This window comes from Acinetobacter sp. FDAARGOS_558, from assembly GCF_003937785.1.
In the GTDB taxonomy this organism is placed as follows: Bacteria; Pseudomonadota; Gammaproteobacteria; order Pseudomonadales; family Moraxellaceae; genus Acinetobacter; species Acinetobacter baumannii.
In genome coordinates this window covers 2,557,197-2,581,010 of sequence record NZ_RKJH01000001.1, presented here as the reverse complement: position 1 = coordinate 2,581,010, position 23,814 = coordinate 2,557,197, and the positions used below count along the sequence as shown (strand labels likewise).

Here is a 23,814-nt window from a genome sequence, read left to right as displayed (position 1 = left end):
CACTGATTTATAGGGCTATGTATGCAACAACCTGATCAAAAAGAATTGTTCGAGGTCTTAGAAAAGCAAAAGAAGAACCAGCTTCAGGTAGATCGTATATTCAAAATTGTATTACCGATCGTCGCTTTTTTACTGAGTGTAATTTGTGCGAATTTTAATTGGCAATCTACACTGGGTACCTTCGTGATCTTAACAGTGACCTTTATTGCTGTGGGTGTAAAAAGACTTCCTTTGTGGCACTGGCTCATTGTGATTACCATATATTGTCTTGTAGATAATTACCTCAGTTATGGTCAACTTGATGTAACTCACTTACGTCTACAGCTCGGTACCATGTTAGTTTTTGTTGGTATGGTCGGAATTGGTCGTCCTTATGTAGATCGTTGGTTTATGAAAAACCATTAAAATAAAAAAAGCGCCTTACGGCGCTTTTTTATTCATCATTACGCAGGCTTACGTAAATCTTTACGTAAAATTTTGCCTACATTTGATTTTGGTAATTCATCCATAAACTCAACATAACGAGGGCGTTTATAGCCTGTTAAGTTTTCTTTAGCAAAGTTCAAAACTTCTTCTGTAGTTAAGCTTGGATCTTTTTTCACAATAAAGAGTTTTGGCACTTCACCTGATTTTTCATCTGGAACACCAATTGCAGCAACTTCCAATACTTTTGGATGTTTAGCAATCACTTCTTCAATTTCACTTGGGTAAACGTTAAAGCCAGAAACCAAAATCATATCTTTTTTACGGTCTACAATTTTGACGTATCCACGGCTGTCCATTACACCAATATCACCGGTACGGAAGAAACCATCTGCTGTCATGACTTTAGCAGTCTCATCTGGACGGTTCCAATAGCCTTTCATTACTTGAGGACCACGAATTGAGATTTCCCCTTGTTCACCCAAAGGTACTTCTTTTCCGTCATCATCTAAAATTGCAACCTCAGTTAACGGTAATGGAATACCAATGGTGCCACTAAATTCAGTAGATGCAGGTGGATTTGCAGTTGCAACTGGTGAAGTTTCTGATAAGCCATAACCTTCAATAATGGTGGTACCAGTAATTTTCTTCCAAGCTTCTGCTGTAGATGGCAAAACTGCCATACCACCGCCCATCGCCATTTTTAAGTTGCTATGGTCAAGTTGCTTGAACTCTTCATTATTCACCAAGGCATTAAATAATGTATTTACTGCAGGGAAGAAAGAAGGTTGATATTTACGTAATTCCTTAATCACAGCCGGTAAGTCACGCGGGTTCGGAATTAAGATATTTGCCTGTCCTTTGTACATACCGTACATCGCACAAACCATGAACGCAAAAATATGGTAAAGCGGCAATGCACAAACAATACGATCGCCTTTAGCACCATCGTTTGCACCGAATTTGCTTTGGAAAATACCATCACACTGTAAAAGGTTGGCAACCAAATTGCGGTGAGTCAGCTCAGCACCTTTTGAAACACCCGTTGTACCACCGGTATATTGAAGCACAGCAGTATCACTTAAAGTTAAAGTCGGGCGTTTATAATTGCTTGGATTTTCTTTATTTAATGCACTGTTAAATTTAACATGGCCAGGAATATTCCAATTTGGAATTTGTTTACGGACTTTACGTAAAACAAAGTTCACCAAAGTACCTTTCAGTGTACCTAGCATATCTCCGACAGAAGCAACAACTACATGCTTCACTGGAGTTTTACCCAAAATGCTTTGGTAAACACTTGCAAAGTTCTCGATAATAACGAGCACTTCTGCACCTGAGTCATTTAACTGATGCTCAAGTTCACGCGCAGTATATAGTGGGTTAACATTCACTAAAACCAAGCCTGCACGTAAGACTGCCAATGCCACTACAGGATACTGCAGCACGTTTGGCATCATTACTGCCACACGCGTACCTTTTGCTAACCCCAAATTTTGCAAATAGGTCGCGAACTTACGGCTTGCAAGCTCCAACTCGTTAAATGACATGGCTTTATCCATAAAGATAAAGGCATCACGAGAACCAAATTTTTGGAAATTACGCTCAAAAATATCAACAAGTGAGGTATTTTCTGCAGGCAATGCTACTGTTTCTGGAATCCCTGTCTTTTGGTATTCTGCAAACCAAATCTTTTCCATAATGCCATTATCTCCGATTCGTAATCCTTAGTAATAACTGTTATTCAATGCCCCAGCTATTCTTTAGCTTCTTGGTGCCAGAACATATTTAAAACTTATTGGCACATTCATGACACTTTTGAACAAGATTATGAGACAGAAGTTTTGACAATTTAAGCCTGCCAAATTTTTTGCATGGAGTACAAATTACGTACTCCAAATTGCTGCCCTTTTAATCATTATTCAATACCAACAAGTTCAGTTCATTGCTTGAACATGTTGCCATATATAGCGTATTTATGTTGCCAGACGCTAGCTTTATCTCTGAATCAACAGTTTATTTGCTTTTTGATATCCACGTGGTAAGAGCTGACCTTTCGAAGCACGTTTACCCATGTATTTTTGTAGATCATCACCTTTTAATTTGAGATGTTGTTGACCTGCAACCACCTGAATTATTTCATCTAAGTTCAGGGTTGTCATGGATAAAATTTGCTCTTTGCCTTCAAGTTGTATCAACTTATTACCTTTACCTTTATTTAAATTTGGTAGTTCTGCCAAATCTAAAATTAACAAACGCCCTGCTGAGCTCAGTACAGCCAAATGCGTCATGTTTTGGGCAGAAATAAGTGGTAAAGCCTTTGCCTTATCCGGAACCGTTAAGAATGTCTTACCGGCTTTCGCATTGGTATCTAATTGCTTGGTTTGCGTTTTAAAACCATAACCTGCCGAACTTGCAGCAATCAACTCAGACTCATCATCATCTAAATAAACCTGAATAAACGATACGCCACTTGCTGGTGATAATTTAGAACTTAATGGATCCCCCAAGCCTCTCGCTGAAGGTAAGTTACTAATTGGCAAGGCATAGCTGCGCCCTGTTTCATCAAGGAAGTAAACTCGCTGATTGGTTTTCCCGACAGCATGACTTAAATATTGGTCCCCAGCACGGTAGTTCAGATTTTCAGCATCCACATCCGCACCTTTTGCCGCACGAACCCAGCCTGCTTCAGACAACACGACTGTTACCGTTTCAGCTGGCATTAAATCCTGTTCTTTAATTTGAACCGCTTCAGCACGTGCAACAATTGGAGAACGGCGCTCATCACCGAACTTTTTCGCATCTTCTTTTAATTCGCCAATAATCAAATTTTTTAAAGATTCAGGATTTTCGAGTTGTTCACGAATAATGGCAGCTTTCGCGGAAAGCTCATCTTGTTCATGACGAATTTCCATCTCTTCAAGCTTTGCCAAATGACGTAATTTAAGCTCTAAAATCGCCTCGGCCTGTATCTCATCAATATTAAAGTGTTCCATCAAGACTGGCTTAGGCTGGTCTTCTTCACGAATAATACGAATGACTGTATCAATATCGAGATAAGCAATTAAAAGACCTGCCAAAATATGCAGGCGCTTTTCAATACGGTTTAAATGGTACTGCAAACGACGAGTTACCGTTTTTTTACGGATCTCGATCCATTCAAGCAAAATACGACGAATTGATTTCACCTGAGGACGGCCATCTTCGCCAATCATGTTTAAATTGACACGATAGCTTGATTCTAAATCGGTGGTCGCAAATAAGTGACTCATTACTGCTTCCGCATCAATACGGTTAGAGCGCAGTACAATCACGAGTCGTGTCGGGTTTTCATGATCCGATTCATCACGCACATCAACGACTAATGGCAGCTTTTTAGCCTGCATCTGGTCAGCAATTTGAGTAATTACCTTAGAACCAGAGACTTGATATGGCAGCTCAGTAATTACGATTTCATTTTTCTCAATGGTATATACCGCTCGCATACGGTAACTACCACGACCAGTGGTCTGGATTTTGAGTAATTCTTCTGGCGGGGTAATAATTTCAGCTTTGGTTGGTAAATCCGGAGCCGGAATATATTCAGCTAATTTTTCGTCCGAGGTTTGCGGATTACGGATTAAAGCAATTGTGCCTTTTACAACTTCACGCAAATTATGTGGCGGGATATCAGTTGCCATCCCGACAGCAATACCTGTCGTACCATTAAGAAGAATATTAGGTACACGTGCAGGTAAAGTGATCGGTTCTTTTAAAGAACCATCAAAGTTATCTTGCCATTCGCTAGTGCCCTGACCTAATTCGCTCAGCAATAATTCACTATAAGCCGAGAGTTTGGCTTCGGTATAACGCATCGCAGCAAAAGATTTAGGATCATCTGGTGAACCCCAGTTCCCCTGACCTTCGATTAAAGGATAGCGGTAACTAAATGGCTGAGCCATGAGTACCATGGCTTCATAACATGCCAAGTCACCATGTGGGTGGTATTTACCAAGTACATCACCCACTGTACGCGCTGATTTTTTTGGCTTGCCACTGCTTTTTAAGCCTAGCTCGCTCATAGCATAGACAATACGGCGCTGTACGGGCTTTAAGCCATCACTGATATGCGGCAATGCACGGTCCATAATGACGTACATGGCATAATTCAAGTAAGCCTGTTCAGTAAATTCGGCTACAGAGCGGTTTTCTGTCGCATGATGCGCAAGGCTGGTCATAGTCAGCTTATCTTCCAAATCAGTCGTTATTTTAAGTGTGTATTATGCTAAGTGGGCTATGTTACAGACACAAGGGGGACTCTGTCACCTGAGCGTCAAATTGTGTCTTATCTCTCTATATTTTTAGTTACTTGCTATAAAGTTAGGCAAAAACTATAGCCCAATTGACTCTAGCCTTTTACCTTGAGTCTCTTCACCTAATATCAAAATCACTAAAGCTACGGCAAGTAAAACCACAGTAAACATCATAAAAACGTGATTAAAGCCGTTTTTAGCAACCATCATATGTGTCACGACCATTGGCGCGACAATTCCACCGATACGCCCCATTGCCGATGCCCAGCCTGACCCGAAAGCCCGAATATTGGCCGGATATTGTTCTGGTGTATAGGTATATAACACTCCCCATGCACCCAAATTAAAGAATGACATGAGACAGCCCCAGAACATAATGCTATTTACACTGTCGGCTTGTCCAAAGAAATATGCCGACAAAGCACAAAAACCGATAAATGCGGCAAGTGTAATTTTTCGACCTAAACGCTCGACAAACCAAGCAGCCGCCAAGTAGCCCGGTAACTGCGCCAAAATCATAAGCAATACATATTCAAATGATTTGACAATGTCATAGCCTTGTTTCACCAATAAACTCGGCAACCACGTAAAGATGCCGTAATAGGAATACACAATGCCAAACCAGATTAGCCAGAGCATTAAACTTCTACGAGCAAATTGACCACTCCAGAGCTGTTTAAATGAAACTTTTTGTCGCATCGCCACAGGCACGACTTCAATATGGTGAACAATTTGCACACATGCTTCGGCTTCTAGTTTTTGTACCAGTGCATGCGCTTCTTCAATACGACCACGGTTAATCAAATACGGTATCGACTCAGGAACTTTTTTCCAAATCACTAAAATATAAATAAGTGGAAGACCGCCTATAAGAAAGGCAATATGCCAACCAAATTTAGGAATAATAAAATAAGAAATGAGCGCAGCAACCAACCAGCCTAATCCCCAAAAACTTTCAAGTAGAACGATAAATCTTCCACGAACATGAGCAGGCACATACTCACTGACCAGCGTGACTGCTACAGGTAATTGACCACCTAGCCCCAACCCAACAATAAACCGAAAAATTAATAGCCACTTTAGATCAGGGGCAAAAGCACATAACGCAGTCGCAATACTATAAATTGCCATTGTCATCGCAAATACAGTTTTACGGCCAAAACGATCTGCCAAGGCACCAGAACAAACTGCACCTATAGCCATGCCTACAAAGCCAATACTGACAATCCAACCGCTTTCAACTGGTGTTAATGACCAGTCTTTAACAAGGGTTGTCATAATAAAAGCGATAATGCCGGTATCCATCGCATCAAACATCCAGCCTAAACCCACTACCCATAAAAGCGTGTAGTGAAATTTGCCAATTGGAAGATTTTGTATACGTGAAACCAGATCCATAGGATTAACTCTACTGGAAAGAATAAGTGGACAAGACCATATATAGAATTGTTATATCATGCCCACATGAAATTCTGCATGATTAATGTTCGTCGGTTGAAGAAGCCGACTCTGCATCATCATCTTTATAAATAAATTTAGGCATTTCCAAACCAAAATAAATGGCAATTAAACGAAGCGTAAAACCAAATACTAAGGTTGAAATAACGGTAAGTTCTAAACTCAAACCTAAGTCTAGACAGACCCAATAACAAATAACTGCAACAAAAGAAATACTCGCATACAGCTCACGGCGGAAAACAAACGGGACATCGTTACATAAGATGTCACGTAAAATACCACCCGAAACTCCCGTTAAAACGCCTGCTACAGCCGACACGACAAAACCATGCCCCATCTGTAAGGCAATCTGACAACCAATGATCGTAAACCCAATTAGACCTAAAGCATCGAGCACCAAGAAAATGTTATGTAAATGACGCATCCATTTAGCAATAACGATGGTAACAAATGCAGCACAACACGTTAAAACTAAATATTCAGGATGTTTTACCCACGTTAAAGGATAGTGTCCAAGTAGTACATCACGCACAGAGCCACCACCCAAGGCCGTCACACAGGCAATTAGTACAACACCGAACCAGTCCATACTCCGTCGCCCAGCAGACAATGCACCAGTCATGGCTTCGGCAGTAATCGCAATAATATAAATAACGGTGAGTAACATTGCCCTTTCCCTCAGGCCAAACGGTGGGCGTATTTTAAGATAAAGTTATAGGAATTGTGCACAGCATTGCTTAAATTTTTTTCCTGAACCACATATACAAGGTTGTTTCATGGTGACCTGCATATCGACCGTCGGATCAAGGAAAAACCATTGTTGCTGATGAAATACAAAATGTGAAACTTCATGATGAATTTGAGCGCTTTTACCATCATGATAATGGGCCTTGAACTCTACCTGTGCATGGGTTTTATCTAATTTTTCGTTGGCGTTAACCACCTCTAAACCCAACCATTGATTTTGTTTGCTCCATTCCGCAATAGCCTCTTTATCAAGAGCAGTTTGCTGACCTAAAGCCGTCGTTTGCACAATATAATCAATTTGCTGCAATGCAAATGCACTATAACGTGAACGCATAAGCTGCTCTGCGGTGAGTGCTTTTGTTGTGCCTAAATGTAAAGGTTCACAACATTCTGCATAGCTGCCTTTTCCGCATGGACAAGTTTGTTGGGTCATTTGGTACTTCTCAAATAAAAAATAGCTCAAAGTTGAGCTATTTTATGATGTTTCTAAATCTGACACGCAATTTAATCTTTCGATTCATCCTGTTCGATAGAAACAATATGAACTTTCTCGATTTTATGGCCTTCCATGGTTACAACTTCAAAGCGATAACCATCCGCTTCAACAGTTTCACCATTTTCAGGTAAACGACCTAAATGGAATAACAAATAACCCGATAAAGTAGAATATTGTTCGCTTTCATCAACTAAGTCACGACCAAGTAAAAGCGATACATGGCGAATATCGGTTGAACCCTCAAGTATTAACGAACCGTCTTCCAAACTTTCTGCTGCTGCATCTAGTTCGTCTTCATCAGGGAACTCACCCGCAATTGCTTCTAAAATATCAATTGGTGTGGCAATACCTTCAATTGAACCATATTCATTTAGAACAATCGCCATTTGTAAAGGAGCCTGACGTAATTGCTCCATCACCATAAGCACTTGAGCATTTTCATGCACAATAACTGGCTCACGTAAGTGCTTTTGAAAATCGATAACGCCTGTTTCAATAAAGCCATTTAAAACTTTATGTGTAAGCGCAATACCTTCAATATTATCAAGTTCACCACGAGCAACAATTAAACGTGAATGTGTCATCGACATTAAACGTTCTTTTAAAACTTCTGGTTCTTCGTCTAAATCAATCCATTCAAGCTCAGGTCTTGGTGTCATCACTGACTTTACTGGACGTTCAGATAAACCAAGTACACCTTGTACAAGCACACTATGGTAAGCGCCATTTTCTTCATCAAAGACTTCATCAGCAAAAGCTTGAGTTGCCAATACATCTTCTTTATCAGCCGTTTGAGCGTCTGAAGTAGAACCGCTATTTTTACTGCCTAACATACGTAAAACCGCAGAAGCTGTGCGATAACGTAAATCTGTAGTAGTCACTAGCTTCTCTTGGTTGCGACGCATGGTTTGGTTGATCATTTCGACTAAAATCGAGAAACCAATCGCAGCATATAAATAACCCTTCGGAATATGGAAACCAAAACCTTCCACCACCAAAGAAAAACCAATCATCATCAAGAAGCCAAGACATAGAATAACCACTGTTGGGTGTTTATTGACAAAGTCCATGAGGGGTCTTGAAGCCCACAGCATAATACCCACAGCAATCACAACAGCAACCATCATGACTGACAGCTCTTTCACCATACCTACAGCAGTAATTACGCTGTCTAATGAGAATACGGCATCAAGTACAACAATCTGAACGATGACCATCCAGAACGCAGCATGAACAGGATTATCTTCTTTATGAAGTTGTTTACCTTCCATCCGCTCATGCAATTCCATGGTGCCTTTAAAGAGCAAGAACACACCACCGAACAATAAAATCAAATCGCGGCCAGAGAATGGATGGCTAAAAATATGGAAAAGTGGTTGGGTGAGTGTCACGACCCAAGCAATTGAAGCTAAGAGGATAAGACGCATTCCCAAAGCGAGTATTAAACCCACTATACGTGCCTTAGTACGTTGTTCTGGTGGCAACTTTTCAGCCAAAATGGCAATAAAGACGAGGTTATCGATCCCTAGTACGATTTCAAGAACAATTAATGTCGCTAGGCCTACCCAAGCAGACGGATCAGACATCCATTCAAAGATCATTGATCCTGCTCCTGTGCTGGGTGGATTTTATCTTTATTGGGCAACGCAAAAGGCATGCCTAGACAAAGGGGGAATAATGTTTTTTTAGGACAAGAAATTAAAACGGAGCGACTACAACCACTACCCATATTTGTTCATATGTTGTTAAACGAATTTTCAGTATAGGCAAGATTTAACATAAATTCATCATTTTTATTTGATCATTATATGTATTCACCAAACCCATACAAAACATGAATCTTTCCTATAAAACTGCTTATAAAGTTGTCATATTTTTTGCTTAGTGTAGACAAGAAATATGAACGTGATAAGGTGAAAATAAAGCAATGAATAGCGTATTAACAATGGCAGTAAATGATTCACCAATAACATCTGTAAAAACAACACAACCTCTTATTGCATTATATTGTGGCTCACGAGCAGGAAATAACCCGATTTATCGCGAAAAGGCAATTGAGTTAGCCAGCGGAATTGCTGAACAAGGTTTTGGTTTGGTCTACGGCGGTGCCAGTATTGGTTTAATGGGACAAGTCGCAGAAAGTGTACTTGCACATGGTGGAGAAGCTGTAGGGGTCATTCCTGAATTTATGCTTGATTATGAAGTGGCGCATGCAGGACTGACCGAGTTGCATGTGGTAGAAACCATGCATGAGCGTAAAGCCATGATGGCAGAGCGCGCGAGTGCTTTTATCGCGCTACCTGGCGGTTTAGGAACATTCGAAGAAATTTTGGAGATTGCGACTTGGGGTCAACTCAACCAGCACCAAAAACCCATGATTTTATATAATGTAAATGGTTTTTATAATGCGTTAATTGCTCAGTTAGACCATGCTGTACAAGAAGGTTTCCTTCCTCTTCAGCATCGAGCTAAATTAATTGTATGTGAAGAAATCGACCAAATTTATAACGTCATTAAAAACTTAAAAATGCCAAAGAGATTTGTTGTTTAAGCTCTCTACCTCAACAAAAAAGCGGATTCTTCCGCTTTTTTTATTTTATCTATTTATACTCATTTTATAATCATTCACTTGAAAGTCCGGTTATATAGTTGCTCTAAATAATAGAAGTTAAACTTACAAAGCGTTTATTCAACATTGACTTACTTTTTTTAAATTCAATTTGTTTTACACTAGGCGAAAACGTTAATTTTCAAATGTTATGAATGCCACGCCAACCCATCAAGCCTTGCAACCCGAATATCGCCTATTGGTTCTTTTGGTTTCCATTGGCTTTTTTATGCAGGCATTAGATACAACAATTGTAAATACTGCCATTCCTGCAATGGCACACCATTTAAATGAAGATCCATTACGTATGCATAGCGTAGTGGTGGCTTATGTTTTATCTGTAGCGGCCTGTATTCCTTTAAGTGGATGGTTGGCTGACCGTTTTGGTGTTAGAAATACGTTTTTATCAGCAATCATAATTTTCACGCTTGCTTCCTTAGGTTGTGGTCTTTCTCAAAGCCTAAATCAGCTTTTATTTTTCCGTGTCATTCAGGGTGTTGGGGGTGCGTTATTACTCCCTGTTGGTCGTTTATCACTTTTAAAAATTATTCCCCGAACTCAATTTTTGGCAGCCATGAGTCTCATGAGTCTGGCAGGTTTACTAGGCCCTTTAGCTGGTCCAACACTAGGTGGTTGGCTCGTTGAAGTTGCAACGTGGCATTGGATCTTTCTTATTAATATTCCAATGGGAGTATTGGGCATATTAATGACATTAAAGGTCATGCCAAATGTAAAAGAGCCTACCGTTAAAACATTTGACCTTATTGGGTTTGTGCTCTTAGTCGTCGCAATGATTGGCTGGTCTTTGGGTATTGAACATCTTGCCTCACCTGAGTATTCCAAATGGTTTAGTATTTCTTTATTAGTGGTCGGGGTAGTCGCAACCCTTTGGTATGCCTACCATTCACATACCCATCAAAACGCATTGTTCCGTAGCCGACTCTTCAGAAACAAGATTTACGCGATTGGTATTTTAGGTAATTTCTTTGCCCGCTTTGGTGGTAATGCCTTACCTTTTGTTTTACCGCTCATGCTACAGGTCGCTTTTGGTTTTGAGCCATTCATTGCGGGATTAATGATGATTCCGTTAGTGTTAGGGTCACTTTTCTCCAAGCCGATTGTTAGACCGATTATTCAGAAAATGGGTTATCGCCGCTTTCTGTTAATTAACACAACCTTAGTGGGCCTATGTATTGCATCTTTTGCTATTATGACTGTCGACACCCCAACTTGGTTTAGAGCCGTACACTTTTTCTTATTTGGTACATTAAACTCATTACAATTTGTGGGAATGAATACGCTCACCTTAAAAGATTTGCCTCAACAAGATGCAAGTAGCGGTAATAGTTTCTTATCAATGATTATGATGCTTTCAATGAGTATTGGTGTTGCACTGGCAGGTACCCTCATTAATGTATTTACCGATTACTATGGTACAACACATGTGACAACTGCCTTCCATGTCACCCTCATTTGTTTAGGTTGTATTAATATCATTACCGCACTGATCTTTTGGCAAATTCCCAAAAATACGCCTGTGTAAGCAGTTGCATTTTTAGCGTGGTTTCTCGCTCGCGAATCACGCTATGATGTGAACTTCATATTAATACTGAGTTTTGCATGACCAAGCTGGCAAAAACCTTTTCTGCACCACGCTACAATACCCTCATTGGGATTGTTTTAGCTTGTGTTATGGGGGTTCTCACCTACTTCGGTCTGTTCTACCAGCAAAAAGCTATTGCTCAAGATTACCCAGTTCAAGGCTTTGATGTCTCTCACCATCAAGAAAATATTAACTGGAAAAAAATATCACCCAAAAAATTTCAGTTCGTCTATTTAAAAGCGACTGAAGGCGGTGATTATAAAGATCCAAAATTTCAAGAAAACTGGTTAAAAGCACGCGAACATGGCTTTCATGTCGGGGCTTATCATTTTTATCGTTTATGTCGTGATGGTAAAACACAAGCTGAAAATTTTATTTCAACCGTACCCAACAAAGCTGATGCCCTTCCTCCCGTTATTGATCTGGAATATGACAGCAACTGTATTAATGCGCATACTAAAGAACAATTACTTAAAGAAATAGGCATCATGCATGACAGCTTAAAGCATCATTATGGTAAACAGCCTATCTTTTATATTTCCAAAACTTTTTACCACATTGTATTAATAGGTAGTTTCCCTAATACTCCTCTTTGGGTCAGAGATTACGAAGGGAAACCTGAGCTGAAAGACAAGCGAAAATGGCTCTTTTGGCAGCATAGTAATCAAGGTAAAATTGAAGGCATGACCAAGCCAGTAGACTTAAATGTTTATGAAGGTTCAGTCAAAGAATGGCACCAATTTTTACAGCAGCAAGGCATCGTGAAAGCACAATAATATGCGCAAAATCATTCATATCGATATGGATGCCTTTTATGCATCGGTCGAATTGCGAGAGCGTCCTGATCTAAGGCATCTCCCAGTAGTTATTTCATCACATCACCCACGCGCCGTAATTGCAGCTGCTTCTTATCCTGCCCGTGAGTTTGGCTTACGCTCTGCCATGTCCATGAGCCAAGCAAGAAAACTATGCCCTCAAGTTGTTATTATTGAGCCGAATTTTGAAAAATATCGTGCCATCTCGGCTCAAATTCATAGTATATTTCAACAATACACCACTCTTATTGAACCTTTATCTTTAGATGAAGCGTATCTTGATGTCACTGAAAATTTAAAACAAATCGCGAGTGCGACCGAAGTAGCTATGCATATTCGGGAAGATATTTTCAGGCAAACCGGACTGACAGCCTCGGCTGGTATAGCACCTAATAAATTCTTGGCAAAAGTTGCGTCCGACTGGAATAAACCGAATGGCCTGTTTGTTATAAAACCTTCTCAAGTAGCCAGTTTTATTCAGGACTTACCCTTAAAGAAAATTCCAGGAGTAGGCAAAGTTACTCAAGAAAAACTCCAACAGCTTGAATTGCATACACTAGGCGACTTACAAAAAATTGAAGAAGCTGTTTTAGTTCACCACTTCGGTAAATATGGCCAACAGCTTTATTTATATGCTCAAGGCATCGATAACCGGCCCGTACAAGCTGAACGTGCCCGACAGCAAATTTCGAAAGAAACCACATTTGATAGTGACTTTACTTTAGCCCAGTGCCAACCCTACTGGCATGGTCTAGCCGAAAAAGTCTGGCAAAGTTTAGAGAAAAAGCAACTGAATGCCCGAGGCGTAAATATTAAGCTCAAACTTAAGAATTTCCAGACTTTGCAACACAGTAAAAGTTTTAAAAACCCAATTCATTCTCAACAAGACCTGATTCAAGTTTTATTCTTACTTTTAAATGAGATGCATATTCCCGAAAACTTCCAATTTCGGCTGATTGGTATTGGAGTTTATCAATTACAAACTAAAGCTGACGACTTTCAGTTGTCCTTATGGTAAGTGTTGTTTTTTTATACAAAAGAACAAGTTTTAAACAAAAACAGTTCCCTTTTGCTTAAAGTTTGAAGTAATCTAATCAGCGCATATTCATTACCCATGTATTTGCAACATGCCAAAGCAACCTTTACTTTCGGCATATCGTCCTGTGATTGGCGTGACGACCAAATCCGAATATTACAGGGCACTTAAAGTACATGGAGCTTGCCCGTTCTTATAAATCACAACAATAATCTACTGAAATTCTTTTGCACTTGCTTGCACCTGCCTACGAACTCTTCATAAAATCGAACTATTCAATAAAGACACTTTAGAGCATTTTTATGACGGTAAAACGCTTACACGTAACTTCAAGATATTGTGAAGTGGCGATTTCAGGTAATTTAGTCCATTTAGCAGGGCAGCTCGCTGATGACACCAGTGTGGATATTACAGCGCAAACTCAACAAACTTTGGACAATATTGATCGCTTACTTGCTGAAGCCGGAACCGACAAAAGTCATATCCTGTCTGTCATGATTTTTCTAAAGGATATTGATAAGGACTATGCAGCCATGAATACAGTATGGGATGCATGGATTAGCAAAGAGCATCCACCTGCTCGTACTTGTGTTGAATCTAAACTTTATGCACCTGATGTACTTGTAGAAATGACCGTTGTTGCGGTACTTCCTTAATTCTTATTAATTTTAATTAATAAAAAAACTGAGCAAGATCATGATCGATATTGCTCAGTTTTTATACTTTTAAAGTTGATAATATCAGCATTTTTTAAAATCTTATTTAATGAGGCTTAAAATTAAATCACTGTAAGACCTAATTTTTAAGACTTTACAAAAGCATTTGAAATTCTTTCTAGCTGAGGCGTTGCATGTAAAGTTGCCATCTCTGATTCAGGGGTCAATAAGTCTCTTCTTAACTCATGATAATCTGGCACAGTGCTGTAACTTAATACACGATAGCCCGCAAGCTGTAATAAACGGCGCTCATATTGTTGATGTGCTCGGCGTAAACCACTTTCTTCAAGCATAACCACTACAACAACTTGATAATTTTGATCAAGCACAACAAAGTCAGCTGTCATATTTTGATATTTGCGACGAGTGTGAGCATATTTCGTTGTTAATAATGCATCAAATGAAACATGAGCTAACACAGTAAATTTAGGCAATACTGTCTGTAAACGAGTTAATGTCATTTGTTCATGACTACTTAACACGGCACGGCGCTTTAAAGCACTGTCTTGTTGATGCTTTCTTGAGAGGCTTTTCGCCGCCATAATAACGGTCAAAAATAGTAATAAGATTGTAATTAAATAGTACATGGGTCCATCCTTTAAGTTTTTTATAATGATTTTGCTAGATCACGCTTTGTTTTAATTGATAACGACACAGCCGTTCTTTAAAAGGTCCACTTAGTAATTTCACTTGTAGTTATCAAGCTTGGCTTAAATTTAGCCACCCTCACATTATTTATAAACACAGACTCAGCAACAATCAAGTGCAGCTCGTCAGATTTTTAGGATTTATCATTTTTCATTACACTTTTTACATAAAAAATGCTCATAAATCTCACCATATGATTTATTCACTCACTTTAAAAATAAAAAAGGCTCTTAAACAGAGCCTTTTTTATCGTTATCCACGAGCTTTTGATTTTGGTTTACTTTTACCACCAAATGGTCTCTTTTCACCTGTTTCACGAGGTGGTAGACCCGTATGTTGAGTCAGTACCTGCCCTTTTTGCGGTCGTTTATGCTGATTTTTATTTTGAACTGTTTGACCTGAACGCTTCACTGAATCGCCCGCAACAGTCGAGTTCTTCTTACGTGCAGATTTATATTCTCCTTCCGCCCCTTTCGGTTGATAAGTTGGAATTAAATGTTGCTTTGAATTACCAATTAAATCAGCGCGGCCCATTTCTTTAAGTGCTTCACGAAGTAATGGCCAGTTATTTGGATCGTGGTAACGTAAGAATGCTTTGTGCAAACGACGGCGTTTTTCACCTTTTACAATGTCTACATTTTCAGTGTAACGCGCCACTTTTGCGAGTGGGTTTTTCCCTGAATAATACATGGTTGTCGCAGTTGCCATCGGTGATGGGTAGAACGTCTGTACCTGATCAGCACGGAAACCATTCTTCTTCAGCCAGATCGCAAGATGCATCATGTCATAATCAGAAGTACCTGGGTGTGCAGCAATAAAGTAAGGAATTAAATATTGCTCTTTTCCTGCTTCTTTACTAAAGCGATCAAACATTTGTTTGAAACGGTCATACGTACCAATACCCGGTTTCATCATCTTAGATAACGGGCCTTGTTCAGTATGCTCTGGTGCAATTTTTAAATAACCGCCAACATGGTGTTGTACCAGCTCTTTGACATATTCAGGGTTCAATACTGCGAGGTCATAACGTAATCCCGACCCAATCAGAATCTTCTTCACCCCTTTAATCGCACGTGCTTTACGATAAAGCTGTACTAAAGGTGCATGGTCGGTATGCAAGTTTTGACAAACACCCGGATATACACAAGAAGGTTTACGACAGTTCTTCTCAATTTCAGGGTCTTTACAATGCAAACGGTACATGTTTGCTGTTGGACCACCTAAGTCTGAAATAATACCGGTGAAGTTCGGCGCTGTATCACGAATTTTCTCGATCTCACGTAAGATCGAATCTTCCGAACGGTTTTGGATAATACGGCCTTCATGTTCTGTAATCGAACAGAATGTACAACCACCAAAACAGCCACGCATAATGTTGACCGAGAATTTGATCATATCAAATGCAGGGAAACGCGCATCTCCATATGCAGGATGCGGCAAACGTGCATATGGCAAATCAAATACATAATCCATTTCCTCTGTGGTTAGCGGAATTGGAGGTGGATTGATCCAGACATCACGCTCACCATGACGTTGAACCAAAGCACGTGCATTACCCGGGTTGGTTTCAAGGTGCAAAATACGGTTTGCATGTGCATAAAGCACTTGATCATTTGCCACTTCTTCAAAAGAAGGTAAACGAATTACAGCCAATTCTCGCGGAGGTAACTTGTGTTTAATCGCTTTTGACTGAGCAGGCTTTAGCTGAACAATCTGAGTATTTTCATCAAGTTGGTCGCCTTCACGTACAATCGGATTTGCAACAATTTCTTTTTGAAAACCTTGATATTGAGCTAGTGTGTTGCCTTTATCTTTCTCAATTTCACAACCATCAATATCTTCAGTCATGACATAGGGGTTAATAATTGGGTCAACACGCCCAATCGTATCTACATCATTACTGGCAATTTCAACAAATTTTGCTTTAGCCGCTTTGTTATGTTTATTAATAATAAATGCTGTACCACGAACATCTGTAATCTCGTGGATTTTTTCACCTTTTGCCAAACGGTGCATCACATCAATAATGGCACGTTCACCATTACCATACATAAGCATATCGGCTTTTGAATCCATCAAAATTGAACGACGGACTTTGTCTGACCAATAATCATAGTGCGCAATACGACGTAAACTACCCTCAATACCACCTAATAGTACAGGTACATCTGGGAATGCTTCACGACAACGTTGGCAATAAACCGTTGCCGCACGGTCAGGACGTTTATTTGGTTCGTTATTAGGAGAATATGCATCATCCGAACGGATTTTACGATCTGCCGTATAGCGGTTGATCATCGAATCCATATTGCCCGCAGTCACTCCCCAAGCAATCGTTGGCTTACCCAATACACGGAAACTTTCAACATTGGTCCAGTCTGGCTGTGCAATAATACCGACACGGAAACCTTGCGCTTCCAATACCCGTCCAATTACACCCGATACAAATGATGGATGATCAATATAAGCATCGCCACAGACTAAAATAAAGTCACACGCATCCCAGCCGAGTTGGTCCATTTCTTCTCGTGACATCGGCAAAAATGGCGCTGGTTCAAAACACGACGCCCAATATTTGTCGTAATCAAACAACGCTTTTGGCGCAGTTTGCATAGTATAAGCGGTAGACATGGCTTGCGAATCTCGGCTAGCAGATGGAGGAGAGACATCTAAAGATGAAAGCCGATCATTTTAACATGAATTTCATTCATTTTCCTTGTTTATAAAACACGCGAAAACAACAATATAGAAATTAATTTGATTAAAGTTTACTCAATATTTTATTCTTAGATTAAATACGGCGGAATAAAATCCGCCGCAGATCGAACTCATTTATTTATATGAATTAGAAGAGAGCTTTTGGTAAACGAATCTGAATAATCTCGTTATCATCGGCCAACTTTGCATTACGTCCTGTCGACCCAGGGAAGTTATTATCATTGAAAACCGTCAGTGTTGTACCATTTTCAATAATTACATCTTCAATGGTTTCAAATGGGAAGGCAAAAACCTGTCCCGTACCAATATCCCCGGCTCTAGCTGTGCCATACAACATATTCGGGTTAGCAATTTTAATTAAATCGACTAAGTCTTCGCGGCTGACCAACTGGCCTGACTCATTTAATTTAATACGGATTAATTTTTTATAGCCGCCTAAATTATTCTGCGTGGCATCACGTTCAATAATGATCCCTTCTTTATCATTAAAGAGTTGGAAATCACCAATATTGGTAGCTTTACTGTCTAACTGGAACCAATAATATTTTCCTGTATACGCTTTTTTCTTAATATCGAATTGGGAAATCAACAGTTGTCTTTCTGTTTCCCGAATTGATTTAATTGGCTTTTCTATAAGCGGATAGAGATATTGTCCATCTGGTGAAATCGCCATTCCTTCAAAACCGCCACTTTGTTGAACAAGAGGTTCCACAAAATTAATTTGTGCTTTATTAAATTGATTTTGTGGTGAACGTAATTCTTGAGTTGGATTTAATGGATTTGGTAAAGGAATCGGAGCGTCTAAAAGTACACCATCTGCTGAGAAATGGAGTAAATATGGACCAAATTCATCTCCAATCCAGTAGGTCCCATCACTAGTACGCTGCATCGATTCTGGGTCAAAATCAGCACCCGTTAATAAACGCTCAGGTGTATTACCATTGATGATATTAAATGGAATTAATTTATTCGGATCACGCAGTTGGATAAAACTTTGCACAGTAACTTGACCGGTGCCTTTAGTTTTAGTTTTGAAATCAGGCTTTATTTTATAAATACGAAGTAAAAAGTCTGATGAATTATCTTGAGTGCCAAAACCGTTATCGGCCATTACCATATAACTGCCATCTTCATTTTTTAATGCAGCAGAAAATCCCTGTACAGGTTGACCTTTAAACGGAGGATAAATTCCATTTGCACCTTTCACATATGCCCCTGAGTCTGGTCCAGCAGCATAAGTTTCTACAGGTAACTTAGCAAAAGAAATTAGAGTTGGTTCGGTAACGTTTTCAGTAGGTGAAGTTTGATCTTGATCGTTATCATCGTTACATGCCGTCAATCCTAAACTGGCACAGCATAATAATGCGATTAAAGTTTTTTTGCTCATGATTTTATACAGTTGGTAAAAAATTAAGCAAATTTAATCAAGCTTGTATGAAGTTTTTGCTTCAAAAATATGAAATCTTTATGGCGAAAATATGACAAGCCTATTGTTTAACACCCAATAGAAAACCGAACTTGTTAGTAAAGCTAATTAAAGTTTTGTTGGCTGATATTCTCCAGCAATTGCTGCTTTTAAAAATTTTTGGAAAGTTGGACATTCCATATGATTTTCAGCAGGACATACAGCAGCGTGTTCTAATCCCTTGCTGATAAAATGCAATCGCTTTGCCATTTGCTCTAATTGTTCAGCTTTATCTTTTAGTTTTTGACGGTCAAGATCAGGCTTACCATCTTGCCCAAACATTGTGGCAATTTCATTTAAAGAAAATCCTGCAGCACGACCTAAAGCAATTAATGCCAGTTGATCAATTACTTGTTTGCCATATTGTCGACGTAAGCCTTGCCGCCCTATCGATTTAATTAGTCCTTTCTCTTCATAAAAACGTAGGGTAGCCGTTGTGACTTTTGCCTTCTTAGCGACTTCACCAATATCCATAATACCCTCTTGACTTCAAGTGAACTTTAATTTGCACAATAAATTTATCACGTTTCATACGTATAAAAGCAAGGTGTAAAAATGAATACATCCACTCTGTTCTTTCAAGCTTTATGTCTTGGTATTGGTGCAACCATCGTTATGGATATATGGCTGTTAATACTAAAAATATTTAAGGTCCCGACTTTAAACTTTGCCTTTCTTGGACGTTGGGTGGGCTGGATATTTCAAGGAAAACTCGTCCATCAATCTATTGCTAAAAGTACCCCAATAAAGGGGGAATATTTATTAGGCTGGATTGCTCACTATAGTGTCGGGATTATCTTCGCATTGAGCTTTCTTTTAATTGTAGGTTCGACTTGGCTCGACCACCCTCAGTTTTACTCAGCACTACTGTTTGGTTTGGTCACCGTTCTTATTCCTTTTTTTATTATGCAACCAGCTATTGGTAGTGGTTTTGCCTCATCAAAAACACCTCATCCTTTTTTGAACTGTCTGAAAAGTTTGCTGAACCATAGTGTTTTTGGCTGTGGTTTATATCTCACTGCAAAACTATTTCAAATTTAAATAAAGGGAAACTTCCATGAAAACTGTTGCCATTATTTACCATAGCCGCCAAGGCCACACTCAATTTATTGCTCAGCAAATTCAAATTGGCGTCTTGAGCCATCACAATATTAAAGCAGATTTACTCAATGCCGAGGATCTTATCGAGCGCTCAGGAATTCTTATCCAATATGACGGATTAATTTGGGGATCTCCCACTTATTTAGGTGGTGTATCTTCCAAGTTAAAACAGCTCATGGATGCAACTGGTCCATTATGGAAAAAACAAAGTTTTAAAGGAAAATTAGCGGCTGGGTTTACCGTTTCATCTCTTCCTGCTGGTGATAAACAATCCACACTAATTTCAATTTTTACTTTTTGCATGCAACACGGCATGTTATGGGTAGGTAACCCAATTCTACCAGAACAGCATCAAGGTGTTGCCTATACACAAGCAGCTAACCGACTCGGTTCATGGTCAGGTTTAATGGCTCAGGCTGAACATGCTAGTAATGCAGATGGTTTTGATGAGGGAGATATTAAAACTGCTCAACAATTTGGTGAAAATTTTGCATTAACCTTAAATGCTTATCAAGGGACTTAACACCATAGTTGAAAAATACCTGTAAGTTAAAACGTACAAAATTTGGGGTCATTAACGGATATTCAACTTAAGTATTTTTTCATAACATATAAATCATAGAGAGACAGGAAGTCTCATTGAAGAAGAATAAGAACGCAGGAAGCGGTAGTTGACAGGAGTTAGCTACATAAAGCTGAATACGAAGAAACCTCGACAGGATGTCGGGGTTTTTTCATTTCAATAATACAAAAATCTTACTTTCTGGTTGGGCTGAGCAACAGAACTTATATTGATCCGATAAGTACGGCTAAATACCATCATTTCATTTGAAATTTGATTATTGGTTTTGTATTTTGCTTACCTCATCTTTAGCTCAAGATCATTTTGCACCATCACAATTACAGCGCCTTAGTCTCAAATTTTTTATTATTGCGTTGATGACAATAATGACGGGATGTACAAGTTTAGGCCCTAATAGCGGTTCATTTTCTTGGCGCTCAAGTAAGCTTTCGTCTGGCTTACAAAAAGCTTATTCCGTTCCGCCAAGTACAGCAAATCGCCTATCTCCATTGATTATTCAAAGCGCTGATAGATATAATGTTCCACCGCTTTTATTGGCAGCCGTGATCAGGCAAGAGTCTAGCTACAATAGTAATGCTCGCTCTCCCACCGGGGCTATTGGGTTAACACAAATTATTCCCAGTTATTGGCAACAAACTTGTGTTGGTAACTTGTATGATGAATCTACCAACATCCAATGTGGTGCTTATATTTTAAATCATTACTATCAGACAGCAGATAGCTGGTTCAAAGCGACAGCATATTATAATGTTGGTCCAACAGGATATGAACGAAGTTTCTGGACACGCCACAAAGCAAAAAAATATGCTCGATCTGTGAAACGTCATCAGAAAACTTTAAAAAGTGCTTTATAAATTAAGATTAAATAAAAAAAGCCCATTTATTCATGGGCTTTTTTATATGGTTAATTTTATTCGTCAAATAAACCTTCAAATAAAACAGAAGATAAATAGCGTTCCCCACTATCTGGAAGAATAACAACAATTGTTTTACCTGCATTTTCAGGACGTTCTGCAATTTTAGCCGCTGCTGCCAATGCAGCACCGCTCGAAATACCCACTAAAATACCTTCTTGGGTGGCACACTTTCTCGCCCATTGAATTGCTTCTTCACTACTCACTGGTATGACTTCATCAACCAAATCTAAATCAAGATTCTTTGGAATAAAGTTTGCTCCAATTCCCTGAATTTTATGCGGTGCGGGTGTAATGTTCTCACCTTTTTTTGTTTGAGTAATAATTGGAGACTCAGCAGGTTCAACTGCTACTGAGTACAATGGCTTATTCTGAACTTGTTCAAAATAACGAGAAATACCCGTAATCGTACCTCCTGTACCTACACCAGCTATCAAGATATCAACTTGCCCACCTGTTGCTTGCCAGATTTCTGGTCCAGTCGTATCAACATGAATTTGTGGATTAGCTGGGTTTTCAAACTGTTGTGGCAAGAAATAAATTTCTGGCTGTTCAGTTGCTAATCGCACAGCTTCATCAACTGCACCTTTCATTCCCTTCGCTGGTTCTGTTAGGACTAAATTGGCACCGAGTGCTTTTAACACTTTTCTTCGCTCAAGGCTCATGCTTGCAGGCATAGTTAAAGTAATGGAATAACCTTTTGCCGCCGCTACGAACGCCAATGCAATACCAGTATTACCACTGGTTGGTTCAACAATATGCTTGCCTTCTTTTAGCACACCACGTTTTTCCGCATCTGCAATAAGTGCCGCCCCGATACGACATTTCACAGAAAAAGCTGGGTTACGACTTTCTACTTTGGCTAATACGGTTGCGCCCGTTTTAATCAAACGGTTAATACGTACTAAAGGTGTATTACCAATAGCTTCGGCATTATTGGAATATACTGCGATACCTAAATTATTGGGTGTTGGGAATTGTGGATCAGTAGACATGTTATATCCTTATTAGATTTGGAATGATTCTGAATCATTATAGGCTTGTCAGTTAAACAGGAAAGTAGAAAAAGTGAAGTAAAATAAAAAATGGAATTTACATTAAAAATAAAAAGATATAAAAATAGTAAAATCAAATACTTAAAATATATAGCATCCAATCTAAAGTAAACTTTCGCTGCAGCATTAAAGCCCAAGTATAATTACTACCAAAGTTCACCTTCTCGCCAATCTGCACAAATAGTGTCCTCTTCTGAACTATTTGATAGCTGGTCTTTCATCTGAATATTTAAAGGATATAGCATAATTTCATACTCATCCGTTAGATAACTACAAGTGTTTTGTTTGATAGATAAATTTCCTTTCCAAACAGTCCATCCTAATTTTTCATAAAATGCTTCATCTTCTGGTTGTAATGCAGCAAGCTCATATTCCAGATGAGTTAATGTGTCTACTAAATATTTTAATAATTGTGATGCAAGCCCCTTACCTCTCATCGTGTAATCAGTGGTCACATACTCTACATAAGCAGTTTTCACATCGGAACTACCATTTATGGTAAAAACTCTATCCGTCCATAAGGCATGTGAGACAATTTGATTGTTTAATATACCAACGACATGAATAGCTTTTTGCATAAAAGCATATTGAGTCCAAGGATCTTCATCAAAAGCAGAAAAACATAACTCAGCAATCTGATGACGTTGATTTCTATCTAGATCTTGGGCTGCGATAATTTTGAACTGCATAGATGAAAACTCAATTTGAACTATTTATAGATTAAGCAAATATTGGAATATTATGAAATTATTCTTTAGTATCGATGATTCTCTGAAATTTTGATTTCCCATATAAAAAAACACCCCAACCTCTTTTGAGCTTGGGGTGTTTAGAATAATGAGCTGGCGATGACTTACTCTCACATGGGTAATCCCACACTACCATCAGCGCTAAGAGGTTTCACTTCTGAGTTCGGGAAGGGATCAGGTGGTTCACTCTTGCTATGGTCGCCAGCACAACTGTTTATGGATACTTGCTTGGGTCTTATTTAATGCCGAAGCGTTTTCCAAATCTGTAACAGACTGGGCTGAATTGAATCTTACTTTATCTGTTCATTTTAGCTAGAGGTATAACTAAATCAAGTTGTCTTGCATATTTAAGAATCGATTGATGCTTCATATACAACTGCTTGGGTG

21 protein-coding genes, 1 rRNA gene and 1 pseudogene are annotated in these 23,814 nt (G+C 39.1%); 9 read left to right on the top strand and 14 right to left on the bottom strand.

Annotated elements, in window-relative coordinates:
- Positions 1–21 precede the first annotated feature (21 nt).
- On the top strand, positions 22–405 hold the full coding sequence (locus EGT34_RS12410; RefSeq protein WP_001187001.1) for a hypothetical protein: 384 nt from the start codon (positions 22–24) through the stop codon (positions 403–405).
- 38 nt (positions 406–443) lie between these two features.
- Here the strand turns inward: EGT34_RS12410 and EGT34_RS12405 are convergent, their stop codons facing one another.
- The 6 genes from EGT34_RS12405 to EGT34_RS12380 form a co-directional block, all read right to left on the bottom strand.
- Entirely contained in the window at positions 444–2,123 is a 1,680-nt protein-coding gene (locus EGT34_RS12405) for a long-chain-fatty-acid--CoA ligase (RefSeq protein WP_000411994.1), read from the bottom strand.
- A 297-nt stretch (positions 2,124–2,420) separates the two neighbouring features.
- Positions 2,421–4,640: a DNA topoisomerase IV subunit A gene (gene parC, locus EGT34_RS12400; protein ID WP_000202252.1), complete on the bottom strand. Its 2,220-nt coding sequence runs from the start codon at positions 4,638–4,640 to the stop codon at positions 2,421–2,423.
- A 153-nt stretch (positions 4,641–4,793) separates the two neighbouring features.
- The gene (locus EGT34_RS12395; RefSeq protein ID WP_000366687.1) at positions 4,794–6,113 is read right to left on the bottom strand and encodes an MFS transporter; all 1,320 of its coding nucleotides are present in this window, start codon (positions 6,111–6,113) and stop codon (positions 4,794–4,796) included.
- Between the two features lie 82 nt (positions 6,114–6,195).
- Complete coding sequence (locus EGT34_RS12390; protein ID WP_000927792.1) at positions 6,196–6,840, bottom strand: trimeric intracellular cation channel family protein; 645 nt, start codon at positions 6,838–6,840, stop codon at positions 6,196–6,198.
- 45 nt (positions 6,841–6,885) lie between these two features.
- The gene (locus EGT34_RS12385; protein WP_000194004.1) at positions 6,886–7,353 is read right to left on the bottom strand and encodes a YchJ family protein; all 468 of its coding nucleotides are present in this window, start codon (positions 7,351–7,353) and stop codon (positions 6,886–6,888) included.
- A 71-nt stretch (positions 7,354–7,424) separates the two neighbouring features.
- A complete protein-coding gene (locus tag EGT34_RS12380; protein WP_000575778.1) occupies positions 7,425–9,017 on the bottom strand; it encodes a TerC family protein in 1,593 nt (530 codons plus the stop codon).
- A 326-nt stretch (positions 9,018–9,343) separates the two neighbouring features.
- Between EGT34_RS12380 and EGT34_RS12375 the strand changes: the two genes are divergently transcribed.
- From EGT34_RS12375 to dinB, 4 genes are all read left to right on the top strand, one after another.
- On the top strand, positions 9,344–9,967 hold the full coding sequence (locus EGT34_RS12375; RefSeq protein ID WP_001089658.1) for a TIGR00730 family Rossman fold protein: 624 nt from the start codon (positions 9,344–9,346) through the stop codon (positions 9,965–9,967).
- A gap of 208 nt (positions 9,968–10,175) precedes the next feature.
- A complete protein-coding gene (gene mdtD / locus EGT34_RS12370; protein ID WP_000994609.1) occupies positions 10,176–11,567 on the top strand; it encodes a multidrug transporter subunit MdtD in 1,392 nt (463 codons plus the stop codon).
- Between the two features lie 77 nt (positions 11,568–11,644).
- A complete protein-coding gene (locus EGT34_RS12365) occupies positions 11,645–12,403 on the top strand; it encodes a GH25 family lysozyme (RefSeq protein WP_000163499.1) in 759 nt (252 codons plus the stop codon).
- Between the two features lies 1 nt (position 12,404).
- A complete protein-coding gene (dinB, locus tag EGT34_RS12360; RefSeq protein ID WP_001226140.1) occupies positions 12,405–13,460 on the top strand; it encodes a DNA polymerase IV in 1,056 nt (351 codons plus the stop codon).
- Positions 13,461–13,518: 58 nt separating this feature from the next.
- On the opposite strand, the pseudogene EGT34_RS21265 reads toward dinB, so the two are convergent.
- Positions 13,519–13,581, bottom strand: a pseudogene (locus tag EGT34_RS21265) (hypothetical protein); the annotation flags it as partial.
- A gap of 199 nt (positions 13,582–13,780) precedes the next feature.
- Between EGT34_RS21265 and EGT34_RS12355 the strand changes: the two are divergent.
- A complete protein-coding gene (locus tag EGT34_RS12355; RefSeq protein WP_000216805.1) occupies positions 13,781–14,134 on the top strand; it encodes a RidA family protein in 354 nt (117 codons plus the stop codon).
- 146 nt (positions 14,135–14,280) lie between these two features.
- Here EGT34_RS12355 and EGT34_RS12350 read toward each other — a convergent pair whose 3' ends face one another.
- The 4 genes from EGT34_RS12350 to EGT34_RS12335 all read right to left on the bottom strand — a co-directional run bounded on the left by EGT34_RS12350 (position 14,281) and on the right by EGT34_RS12335 (position 19,499).
- The gene (locus tag EGT34_RS12350) at positions 14,281–14,781 is read right to left on the bottom strand and encodes a DUF2726 domain-containing protein (RefSeq protein ID WP_000291523.1); all 501 of its coding nucleotides are present in this window, start codon (positions 14,779–14,781) and stop codon (positions 14,281–14,283) included.
- A gap of 313 nt (positions 14,782–15,094) precedes the next feature.
- Entirely contained in the window at positions 15,095–17,473 is a 2,379-nt protein-coding gene (locus tag EGT34_RS12345; protein WP_000102049.1) for a YgiQ family radical SAM protein, read from the bottom strand.
- Between the two features lie 214 nt (positions 17,474–17,687).
- Entirely contained in the window at positions 17,688–18,947 is a 1,260-nt protein-coding gene (locus EGT34_RS12340) for an esterase-like activity of phytase family protein (RefSeq protein ID WP_000039496.1), read from the bottom strand.
- Positions 18,948–19,094: 147 nt separating this feature from the next.
- Positions 19,095–19,499: a helix-turn-helix domain-containing protein gene (locus EGT34_RS12335; RefSeq protein WP_000350994.1), complete on the bottom strand. Its 405-nt coding sequence runs from the start codon at positions 19,497–19,499 to the stop codon at positions 19,095–19,097.
- Positions 19,500–19,580: 81 nt separating this feature from the next.
- Between EGT34_RS12335 and EGT34_RS12330 the strand changes: the two genes are divergently transcribed.
- The 3 genes from EGT34_RS12330 to EGT34_RS12320 all read left to right on the top strand — a co-directional run bounded on the left by EGT34_RS12330 (position 19,581) and on the right by EGT34_RS12320 (position 21,563).
- A complete protein-coding gene (locus tag EGT34_RS12330) occupies positions 19,581–20,066 on the top strand; it encodes a DUF2938 domain-containing protein (protein ID WP_001098172.1) in 486 nt (161 codons plus the stop codon).
- 16 nt (positions 20,067–20,082) lie between these two features.
- Positions 20,083–20,649, top strand: a complete 567-nt coding sequence (locus EGT34_RS12325; RefSeq protein ID WP_000859331.1) for a flavodoxin family protein — start codon at positions 20,083–20,085, stop codon at positions 20,647–20,649.
- 305 nt (positions 20,650–20,954) lie between these two features.
- A complete protein-coding gene (locus EGT34_RS12320) occupies positions 20,955–21,563 on the top strand; it encodes a lytic transglycosylase domain-containing protein (protein WP_086241984.1) in 609 nt (202 codons plus the stop codon).
- 56 nt (positions 21,564–21,619) lie between these two features.
- On the opposite strand, the gene cysK is transcribed toward EGT34_RS12320, so the two are convergent.
- From cysK to rrf, 3 genes are all read right to left on the bottom strand, one after another.
- Positions 21,620–22,618, bottom strand: a complete 999-nt coding sequence (gene cysK, locus EGT34_RS12315; RefSeq protein ID WP_000102365.1) for a cysteine synthase A — start codon at positions 22,616–22,618, stop codon at positions 21,620–21,622.
- Positions 22,619–22,824: 206 nt separating this feature from the next.
- On the bottom strand, positions 22,825–23,367 hold the full coding sequence (locus EGT34_RS12310; RefSeq protein ID WP_001159744.1) for a GNAT family N-acetyltransferase: 543 nt from the start codon (positions 23,365–23,367) through the stop codon (positions 22,825–22,827).
- A 151-nt stretch (positions 23,368–23,518) separates the two neighbouring features.
- Positions 23,519–23,633: ribosomal RNA gene (gene rrf, locus EGT34_RS12305) — 5S ribosomal RNA — on the bottom strand.
- Between the last annotated feature and the right edge of the window lie 181 nt (positions 23,634–23,814).